This is a genomic window from Synechococcus sp. R8-2, assembly GCF_047461715.1.
Classification (GTDB): Bacteria; Cyanobacteriota; Cyanobacteriia; order Thermostichales; family Thermostichaceae; genus Thermostichus.
Genome location: NZ_JANSHQ010000771.1, coordinates 1 through 525, shown reverse-complemented (window position 1 = coordinate 525; position 525 = coordinate 1). Strand labels below are relative to the sequence as shown.

Here is a 525-nt window from a genome sequence, read left to right as displayed (position 1 = left end):
GGGCAAGGGCCTGCCGGATCAGCCGAGCGCTGCCGTGGTAGTCGGAGCCGAGCAGCAGTTTAATCCCCATGGGCCTCTGCAGCAGAAGAATCCAGGTGGGATCCCTGAAGCAGGGCGGCAACTTGCTGCCAGGAGCTGCTGTACCAAGCTTGCTGGGCTTCCAGTTCTTCGCCGAGGGATCCCGTGGGGCCAAAATCTGGGCAGGCGTACCCCAGGGAGCGTAATCCTGCCACCAACACTGCCGGAGACAGCCACCACTGCTGGGCCAAGCGCAGCAGATCCACCTGGCTGCGGGTTTGCAGGTATTGGCGGAGCTGGCGTTGCAAGCTGGCAGCGGAGGGCAGGGGCACCGCTTGCTGATGGACGGCAATCAACAGCTCGCTGCTGGGGGTGCAACAGAGCAGCCACTTGAGGTGATCCAGAGAAGGGGGCCAGCTCCACAACCAGAGTTGATCATAGCGGTGGCCGGCTTGGGGACGGTCGTAGTGGAGAGTCAGGTACCGCCGTTCGCGATAGCGGGCCGTA

At 63.6% G+C, this 525-nt stretch carries 1 pseudogene; it reads right to left on the bottom strand.

What is annotated here, in order from left to right:
* Positions 1-59 precede the first annotated feature (59 nt).
* Positions 60-525, bottom strand: a pseudogene (locus NW819_RS14570) (single-stranded-DNA-specific exonuclease RecJ); the annotation flags it as partial.